This is a genomic window from Novosphingobium sp. 32-60-15, assembly GCF_002280675.1.
In the GTDB taxonomy this organism is placed as follows: Bacteria; Pseudomonadota; Alphaproteobacteria; order Sphingomonadales; family Sphingomonadaceae; genus Novosphingobium.
Genome location: NZ_NCEN01000028.1, coordinates 19,190 through 27,248, shown reverse-complemented (window position 1 = coordinate 27,248; position 8,059 = coordinate 19,190). Strand labels below are relative to the sequence as shown.

At 59.8% G+C, this 8,059-nt stretch carries 12 protein-coding genes and 1 pseudogene; 5 read left to right on the top strand and 8 right to left on the bottom strand.

From position 1 onward, the window contains the following. Nucleotides 1-236: 236 nt before the first annotated feature. From B7Y89_RS15955 to B7Y89_RS15940, 4 genes are all read right to left on the bottom strand, one after another. Nucleotides 237-536 carry a hypothetical protein gene (locus tag B7Y89_RS15955; RefSeq protein ID WP_292939673.1) on the bottom strand — a complete coding sequence of 100 codons (300 nt, stop codon included), beginning with the start codon at nt 534-536 and terminating at the stop codon, nt 237-239. Between the two features lie 194 nt (nt 537-730). Then, entirely contained in the window at nt 731-1,102 is a 372-nt protein-coding gene (locus B7Y89_RS15950) for a hypothetical protein (protein WP_042441539.1), read from the bottom strand. Between the two features lie 62 nt (nt 1,103-1,164). Beyond that, nucleotides 1,165-1,893, bottom strand: a complete 729-nt coding sequence (locus B7Y89_RS15945; protein ID WP_292939664.1) for a hypothetical protein — start codon at nt 1,891-1,893, stop codon at nt 1,165-1,167. Nucleotides 1,894-1,937: 44 nt separating this feature from the next. Next, nucleotides 1,938-2,534 (bottom strand): hypothetical protein, encoded by a 597-nt coding sequence (locus B7Y89_RS15940; RefSeq protein ID WP_292939661.1) that lies wholly within the window; start codon nt 2,532-2,534, stop codon nt 1,938-1,940. A gap of 46 nt (nt 2,535-2,580) precedes the next feature. Here B7Y89_RS15940 and B7Y89_RS15935 point away from each other — a divergent pair, with 46 nt between their 5' ends. Beyond that, nucleotides 2,581-2,868: a hypothetical protein gene (locus tag B7Y89_RS15935; RefSeq protein WP_292939658.1), complete on the top strand. Its 288-nt coding sequence runs from the start codon at nt 2,581-2,583 to the stop codon at nt 2,866-2,868. A gap of 274 nt (nt 2,869-3,142) precedes the next feature. Here the strand turns inward: B7Y89_RS15935 and merA are convergent, their stop codons facing one another. Genes merA through B7Y89_RS15920 form a run of 3 tightly spaced genes read right to left on the bottom strand, consistent with a single transcriptional unit; the run spans nt 3,143 to nt 5,340 of the window. Beyond that, the gene (gene merA / locus B7Y89_RS15930; protein WP_292939655.1) at nt 3,143-4,603 is read right to left on the bottom strand and encodes a mercury(II) reductase; all 1,461 of its coding nucleotides are present in this window, start codon (nt 4,601-4,603) and stop codon (nt 3,143-3,145) included. Nucleotides 4,604-4,644: 41 nt separating this feature from the next. Then, nucleotides 4,645-4,974, bottom strand: coding sequence for a cation transporter (locus B7Y89_RS15925; RefSeq protein ID WP_292939652.1), 330 nt, complete (start codon nt 4,972-4,974; stop codon nt 4,645-4,647). Nucleotides 4,975-4,986: 12 nt separating this feature from the next. Next, nucleotides 4,987-5,340, bottom strand: coding sequence for a mercuric transporter MerT family protein (locus B7Y89_RS15920; protein WP_292939676.1), 354 nt, complete (start codon nt 5,338-5,340; stop codon nt 4,987-4,989). A 117-nt stretch (nt 5,341-5,457) separates the two neighbouring features. On the opposite strand from B7Y89_RS15920, the gene B7Y89_RS15915 reads away from it, so the two are divergent. The 4 genes and pseudogenes from B7Y89_RS15915 to B7Y89_RS15900 all read left to right on the top strand — a co-directional run bounded on the left by B7Y89_RS15915 (nt 5,458) and on the right by B7Y89_RS15900 (nt 7,557). Continuing rightward, nucleotides 5,458-5,880 (top strand): helix-turn-helix domain-containing protein, encoded by a 423-nt coding sequence (locus B7Y89_RS15915; RefSeq protein WP_292939649.1) that lies wholly within the window; start codon nt 5,458-5,460, stop codon nt 5,878-5,880. A gap of 153 nt (nt 5,881-6,033) precedes the next feature. Next, a pseudogene (locus tag B7Y89_RS15910) lies at nt 6,034-6,480 on the top strand (NAD(P)H-dependent oxidoreductase); the annotation flags it as partial. 418 nt (nt 6,481-6,898) lie between these two features. Next, nucleotides 6,899-7,156, top strand: coding sequence for a hypothetical protein (locus B7Y89_RS15905; RefSeq protein ID WP_292939646.1), 258 nt, complete (start codon nt 6,899-6,901; stop codon nt 7,154-7,156). After that, nucleotides 7,153-7,557 carry a type II toxin-antitoxin system VapC family toxin gene (locus tag B7Y89_RS15900; protein WP_292939643.1) on the top strand — a complete coding sequence of 135 codons (405 nt, stop codon included), beginning with the start codon at nt 7,153-7,155 and terminating at the stop codon, nt 7,555-7,557. The genes B7Y89_RS15905 and B7Y89_RS15900 overlap by 4 nt, the downstream gene beginning before the upstream one ends. Here B7Y89_RS15900 and B7Y89_RS15895 read toward each other — a convergent pair. After that, nucleotides 7,554-8,045 carry an asparaginase domain-containing protein gene (locus B7Y89_RS15895; RefSeq protein ID WP_292939640.1) on the bottom strand — a complete coding sequence of 164 codons (492 nt, stop codon included), beginning with the start codon at nt 8,043-8,045 and terminating at the stop codon, nt 7,554-7,556. The two genes, B7Y89_RS15900 and B7Y89_RS15895, sit on opposite strands and share 4 nt — an antisense overlap. Between the last annotated feature and the right edge of the window lie 14 nt (nt 8,046-8,059).

Here is an 8,059-nt window from a genome sequence, read left to right as displayed (position 1 = left end):
CTGGGCGTGTCATCGCGTATCTCCGCGACGGGCCGGCCAGAGAACCTCTCTCGACCTTCAAAACCCGTCACGGCGACAGCCGCAGCCCTCTCCCTCTCATGCGCGCCGGCGGATCCGACAGCTACCTAGTGACCGACACGCGGACCTGATCAAGCAGGCTCCGCGTCAGGGCCAAGGCCTGATCGGGCGACATCGCCAAGCCGCCGGTGGCCACCAATTCGGACAGTCCGTGCCGCTTATAGTAGGGGGCTAATAGTGGCGATCAGGGTGGCAAGGTCGGGATGCGCTGGTACAAATCCGACCTGCGCCGCTTCGCCGAGGGCTTTGGCGATGTCATGCCGCACCTCGGTGCGGCAGCGATCGTCGTCCCATCCCCGCTCAACAAGGAGCGCTTTGAGCCCGAGTTCGAGTGCATAGCCGACATTCTGTAAAAGCGGTTCTCCGCAAAGCCGGGCTTCAGGTTCGGCGACGTGATCGGCCATGACGAGGAAGCTCGCGGCCCGTTCGAGCAGATGTGCCTGAAGCGTGGGTTTCATCGCGTGAGTCTCATGCTGACGGTCAGAGACAACGCACGTCGCTGCGAATGGATTCCGCCTTCAGGATTGGTTGCCACCGCGGGGGCGTTGCGGGGCGCTCCCCGCAGAAGGGGTCGGGCGAGACGTGTCGTCTCGACCGCAGGGGAAGGCATTCCCCTCCTGGACCCAGACCCTTCTGGATTGAGGTTCGACGATCAGTTGCCGCCTTCGGGCGCGTGCCGCGCGCGGAGTAGGTCGCCGATCGAGCGTCCATGGACGCGGCAGACGGCGATCACCCGGTCGAAAACGATAACGCGGCCACGCCGCCCGCGCCGCGCCTCGCAAGCTACATTCTGACCGAACGCAACCTGCTCGAGGAGCGATTTGGACAGGCGGCCATCAGGGGCGTGGAGCTCCGGCGCGTCAAAGTCCGCCAAGCGCACTTCGATCCAGGTGTTTGGATCGCTGGAATTGCCAACGCACAGCCCGTCGCCGTCCCCGACATAGCGGACCGTTCCCGAAAACTGCTGCCCCGGCTGAGATGGCAGGCGACCTTCGCAGGGGTCCGCCCGGGCGGGCGTCGCCATCGCCGAGAAAGCAAGGGCGCAGAGGACGAACGCTGGTGGGCTCAGCACACGGCGCGCCACAATCACGCGGGATCCTCGGGTGCGGGAATCGTCAGGCCATAATCGGTCTTCAGCATATCGACGATACGAACCAGGGCGCGGTGGATGCTCAGCTCGTTGGCGCCGAATTTGTAGTGGCCGGTGATCAGCGCTTCGGGCTCGAGATCATCGACGCGCGCCTTGCGCTTCTCCTCCTTGCCGTCGCGGATGTAGGTGACAGGGTATCGGAATGAGCGTCCTTCGCCCTCCCAGACGCCCCAGGCGCTGTAGTTCTGGATGTTGGCATTGTAGCACTCTGAACCGATGATCGCCTCCATCCGCACCAGGATTTCGCGAATGGGACCGACCTTGGCGCGGGTGCGCTGAACGTAGCGATAGCCCTCGATCGCCTGTTCCACCGTCTCAAGCTGCATGGCGAACCAGTCATGCTCGGCGGCGGCCTTGCGTTTGTGTTCGGCAATGAAGTCGGACGGGACGTCATCGGCCGCGAGGGCGGCCAGGGCTTTGAAGGCCTCGACCTCCTCCGACACAAAGCCGTAAATCTCTTCCCAGGTGGAGTGGTATTCCTTCGCCTCCGTGAGGATCGCGGGCTTGTGGTCCGCAGCCTCCCCGTAATCGAGGTCTTCCAGCCCTCGGTAAGCGGTGGTTTCCGCGTCGGTCGAATACTGCTGCATCTCCCGATCCCCCGGCCATTCCTCGCGGGCGACGCGCTTGATCTCGGTCAGGATTTCGGAAGGAATATCGTCAGCCATATCGGTTCTTACTCATGCGTTTATCGACAGCCATGCGCGAGCGATCATGGCGTTGGTGTCACTTCGAGCAAGAGATAGTGTAGCGAAGTCGTCCCATCCGCCCACTGGAACTGGTAGTCGCGCGCTAGCGTGATGGGCGGGCCGAAGTCTCCGCCAGTGTTGTAAGTCAGAGTCTTTCCAGCCTGATATGTCGCCCCGTTGCGAAAGTCGAAATCGCTGGTCGCAAGGGAATACACCTCGTTGCTGACGTAGTGCAGGTGGTCGGTCGCGACGATCATGAAGCCGACATCTGCGACGTCACCGCAACTTTCAAGGCGCGCAATGTCTTTGAAGACCTCGTAGCGATTGTTGGGTTCTCGATGGTTCTTCCGCTTGAAGAATTTGAGCTCGATCGCGCATCGCCACTGTCGACCGTCATCGTCAGTGAGCCGGAACCACACATCGATGCGGCCGCGCTTGCCGCCGGCGCCGCGTAGAGGCTTTTCCAGCTCAACCGAGAAGGTCTCGCGCTCGCTGGTGATTTCGAGATCGGCAGCAGTGGCGATGATCCTGCCAAGGTGGAGTTGCAAGGTCGCTTCGCTTTCACACTGCACCCGACCGCCCGCTATCTGGCGGAAGAGGGTCGGAACCGACAGATTCACGATGGTGCGCAGGCGTTGAACGTTCCGCTATCGAGGGAGGACGTTGTTGGCCGAGATTCTTTTGAATGAGCAGGCAATCGCGCCCGGCGAACCCTATTTCGCGGTCTACGTGGACCGTCCTACAGGCGCTGGGCAATCGATCGTCGCCGAACTTGAAATGAACCTGGTTGGTCCGGTCACAGCGCAGATGGCGACACCACGCAGGCTTAGCGGCTTCGAGCTCCCCGCCCTCGAATTGGTGCATAAGGCAAAACAGCGAGCGGCCGAGCAAAGTGTGATGAAGAACCTGCTGGTCGATCCGCAGGGGCTTTTGAGTGGGCCAAGACTATGTTAAGTGATTAATACTAAATTAGGATTTCTCGGTCATTCGATTGTGAAAGGTTTTGTGTAAGTGTGTAAGGCTTGTGTAAGGCTTTCCCACAAAAAGTCGGACGCGCTTTGAATCGCCCCATCATCCTTTGCAGGCCATGATCCCACGGTCCAGAGGTAGCCAGCACCGGGGCGGCGGCGACGCAGCTGCATTCGAAACGGGATTGCGCGAGACGCCACATTTCCAAACAGCAGGCGCGTGCGCGCCTCCAGAAGTTTTCGGGCTGCCTTGTGAACTACTATCCAGCGCAACAGGAGAGTTTGGCCACATCCTTGTCGAAGGTTTGCGCAGCCAGCTTCAACCCCTCGACCGTAGTCAGATAGGGGAAGATCGTCGCGCCGAGATCGGCTGCGGTCATTCCGTGCTTGATCGCCAGCACCAGCGTCTGAATCGAATCCGCGCCTTCGGGGGCCAAAATCTGGCCGCCGAGCAGCCGGTCGCTTGCCTTGTCGGCGACTAGCTTGATCAGCCCGCGCGTGTCACGCGCCGCCAAGGCCCGAGGCACCGCATCGAGCGGGAGCAGCGATACCTTGACCTCAAGCCCTTGCGCACGCGCCGCCGTTTCGGTGAGGCCGACACTGGCCACCTGCGGATCGGTGAACACCACCGATGGCATGGCGCTATTATCATAGCCGTGCTGGTTGCCGGCAACCGCGTTGCGCGCGGCCAGCTTCGCGCCATAGGCGGCCATATAGACAAATTGGTCGCGGCCCGTGACATCGCCTGCGGCGTAGATGCCCGGAACGCTGGTTTCTAGATATTCGTCAACCACGATGCCGCCGCTGCGGCCCAGAGTGATGCCATGATCTTCGAGACCCATCCCGTCGCTGTTGGGGCGACGTCCGGTGGCGATCAACACTTGCTCGGCCGTGATGGTCTGAACCGTAGCAACAGTGTCGTAGTTGCCTTTGCGGTCGCAAGACAGGCTTTCGCAAATCAACTCTATTCCGTTGACCGTGGAATCGATACGCTGATAGCCGATGCCCGAGCACACGCGCACGCCCTCAGCTTCGAGATAGGTTTGCAGTGCCACGCCGACCTCGGGGTCCATTTCGGGCAGCAGGCGGCTGCGGCAACAGATTGTGACGGAAACACCGAGGCGCGCAAACATCTGCCCCAGCTCGACCCCGATCACGCCGCCGCCGATGACCAGCAAGGATTTCGGCAAGCGCTCAAGCGCCAGAGCCGAAGTGCTGGTAAGGTAGGGAACAGTGTCGAGCCCTGGAATTGGCGGCACAGCTGCGCGCGCACCCATCGCCAATATGACCTTGCCGGTCTCCATCGACGCATCGCCAACCAGCAACTTGCCATCGGCAAAGCGCGCCTTGCCCTCGATATAGCTCACGCCCTCATAGGCTGGTAGCAGGTCGATATATTTCTTCTGCCGCAACTCCGTCACCAGCTCGTCTTTAGACGTCGCAAGTGCGGTCCAATTGTCTAGACTGACACTGCCGCCAAGGCCAGGAAAGCGCGCGGAAGCCTTTCCGCCATGCACCGCCTCTGCGGCGCGGATCAGGGTCTTGGACGGGACGCAACCCACATTGACGCAGGTGCCGCCAATGGTGCCGTGGCCGATCAGTGCGACCCTGGCACCAAGTTCGGCAGCGGTAATCGCGGCGGAAAACCCCGCCGAGCCAGCGCCGATAACGGCCACATCGTATCCCTCCCGCCCAACTAGGCGGTCACAACAGTCGTTCATTACAGGTCGCTTTCCTCCGGCGCGTAGTTCGCCGCCCGATCTCAGTTGTTGACGGCGCGCGCCAGATAGCCTGCATTGGTCGATGCAGCGGCAATCGCCGTCGCATTGGTCCGGCGCGGATCATAAGTCGCGCGCGCAGTCTTGGCACCAAAATCAACGCTGACCGCGCTCACCCCGGCCACGCCTTCCATCGCCTTCTTCACAGTGATCGGGCAGGTGGCACAGGTCATGTTCTCAATAGCGAAAGTGGTTTGCGTTTGCGCGGTTGCAGCAGTCGCAGGGCGATCCTGCGCCGTGCCGCCAACTGCGAATGCGACCCCTCCGCCTGCCAGTGTCAGTACGGCAAGTCCGATAAGCAATATCTTTTTCATGAGTGTTTCCCTTCAATAGAACAGAGGCGCCCACCAATCGATGGAGAGCGCGAGGATGACGATGGCAAGCCCAAGCCACAGCACCGCTTTGGTGCTGCGCGCCGACTGCGGACGGACACAGTATGACCCGTCTTCGCACGGTGGTTTCGGCTTGAAATAAACATGCCAGAAGCCGTAGCCGAGCAGCGTGAGCGTTATCATAGCAACATACGGCTTGTAGGGTTCGAGTGCCGTCAGATTGGCGATCCAGGCACCGGAAATGCCAAGCGTGACGAGCAGCAACGGCACGATACAGCAAGCCGAGGCCAGCCCCGCGCCGATCAGAGCGCCCGTTGCAAGCCAGCCCGGCCGGTCGCCCTTGGGGATTTCGGGAGCAACGGAAGTTCCCTTTTCAGGCGTTGAGGCCACGACGCGATTCCTTTCTTTCGGTCTTATGAGTCGCAGTGTAATCTCTGTACCAGCTACAGACTCAAGAGGTATTTTATGACACCACAAGGCGGCATTCTGCGTGCCCAACTTGCCCGGAAGACCGGTTGCAATCTCGAAACCATCCGCTATTACGAGAAGGTTGGATTGCTCCCGGCACCACCGCGTAGCGCCAATGGTTACAGGGTCTATTCGCCGGAACTGGTGCAAAGGTTGCAGTTCATTCTGCGGGCGCGGGAACTTGGATTCTCGCTCGAAGAAATCAAAGCGCTGCTTGGCCTCGATGGGTTGCAACCCAATGCCTGCAACGAAGCGCATGACATTGCCAAGGCCAACCTTGCAATGGTGCGCTCCAAGCTGTCCGATTTACAAAGGATGGAAGCCATCCTTGCTGGAGCAGTTGCCGACTGCGAATCGCGCGACTTCTGCGGCTGCCCAATTTTGAACGCCTTGTCGGCTTCGGCGCTGGTGGCACAGTAAACCAAGCGGAGAGCTTGGTCGACCTGGCAACACTGCACACCGAACTCCACCGCGTGATCGCCTCCTGCCGTCACGGCACGGTCACTGACGTGATGGTGTGGACGGCCCCTGCACCAGCGTAACTGTGCAATGATGCGGCCGTTGTAGGTCCATGTGTGGTGCTCTCCCGAACGTCACGGACAAGTCACTGGCATCATGAAAACTCAAATTGACCACCTACCGCTGAACATGGGTGGGATGCGACCTACTCAGGGCCGCACGCTCGCGGTCATGCAGGTGTCTGCCGGATCACAATCGTTCAACAGCGTGAACACCTTGCGCATCCTCGGTCGCTGGATGCGGATGTTCACGATCCCGAACCAGTCGAGTGTCGCCAAGGCGTTCAACGAATTCGATGAAGCCGGGCGCATGAAGCCCTCCAGCTACTACGACAGGATCGTTGACGTAATGGAGGAGCTGGTGCGGTTTACCGTGCTACTGCGTCCGCACGCGGCCCAGCTCGTTGATCGCTATTCGGAGCGGAAGGAAGCAGGGGTGCCGATCGACATTGCCACCGATCCGTCGGCCATCGCGACGGCGGGAGCGAGGGGCAAGAGCTAACGGTTTTTAACTCGTTTGGGCACGTCCATCTGTCTACACCCGCGAGAATCTGCCTCTCGGCGATTCAGACAAACGAGAGTATGCCCTCATCTAAGAGCCATGTTCAGGTCGCACAGATGCGGGTTTTGACGGTATTTTTTCCGCGCCATTCCCCGAAACCGATTGACGTCGTGTTGAACGCAAATGCGACGAACGGGGCGAAAGATGACGATTGATCTGGAGATGTCGACGCTCGGGAGGGGTGCAAATTCTCCAGTAAAATCAACAGCCCGGTTTTTTGACGGCACACATAGCGGCATCTCAAAACAGGAAAAATATTTTGAATAGGGAAATCAGTTAGTTATGGTGTCGGCGCACAATCGAGTGGGAATAAGCGCGCGGCCTTGACCAAGCCGCTTGGCCAAGGCATTTTTGCGTGATGACCATTCACGTCAATATTGCCAAGGCAAAGTCAACGCTTGCCGAACTCATCGCTGCGTCATTGCGGGGTGAGGAGGTCGTGATCGATAACGATGGTGTGCCGCAAGTGCGGCTGATGCCGGTGGTGGCGGCTGACCTTCAGGACCGTGTGGCAAAGCGAAAGCGGATCGATGAGATTCTGGCGCGGGCCGATGCCTTGCCTCGAAAAGATGGCCCTTGGGAACTTGAGTGGGATGAGAATGGCCTGCCAATATGATCGCGGTCGACACTTCCGCGCTCTTGGCAATACTGTTTGGCGAACCTGAAAGAGAGCAGTTTCAGACAATTCTGGATAATTCTGATGCTCTTACAATTAGCGCCGGAACGCTCATCGAAGCAAGAATCGTCACCAGACGCAGAGCTGGCGATGATATGGTGGAGTTACTCCACGGCTTGATCGAACAGGCACAAATCAAGATTGAGCCAGTTACGGATCACCACGCGATAATCGCCCACGAGGCATTCCGGAAATACGGTAAAGGCAACGGCCATCCGGCACAGCTCAATTTCGGTGACCTGTTCAGTTACGCGCTTGCCAAAGCGCGCAATGCGCCGCTGCTGTTCAAAGGCAATGACTTCGCAGCGACGGACGTCTTGCCTGCGGTGAAAGCTGCCTAAACCGCCACAAACTTCCCCGCCGCGCGGTCTTTGCGCACTTTCAGCCCGTCAAACACCTGTCCGCTCATGGCGATCCATACGCCGGGGGCGGCGACTTGTGCGGTGGCAAGCGCCATGCCGAGGTTGAAGGGGGCGTCTGTCTCGGCGAAACGCGCGGGCGAAAGCGCGCCGGTTAACACGATGGTTTTGCCCGCAATGTCGGCGAGCACCTTGGCGGTGTCAGTCATCGTATCGGTGCCGTGCGTTATCACTACGCGCGCTTCGGGCGCTTCGCGCACGGCGGCTGCGATCAAAGCCCGATCGGCATCGGTCAGTTCGAGGCTGTCCTTGCGCATCAGTTCCATCACGCGAACCGGCAAAGCAACACGCGCCTGCTCAAGCACCGCCGGAATGCCGCTCTCGACGATCTGGTATTCGCTCAACGCATCGAAATAGGCTTTGTCGATGGTGCCGCCGGTAGTCAGGACAAGGATGGGTTGTTGTTGCATGGCAAGGCTTTAGC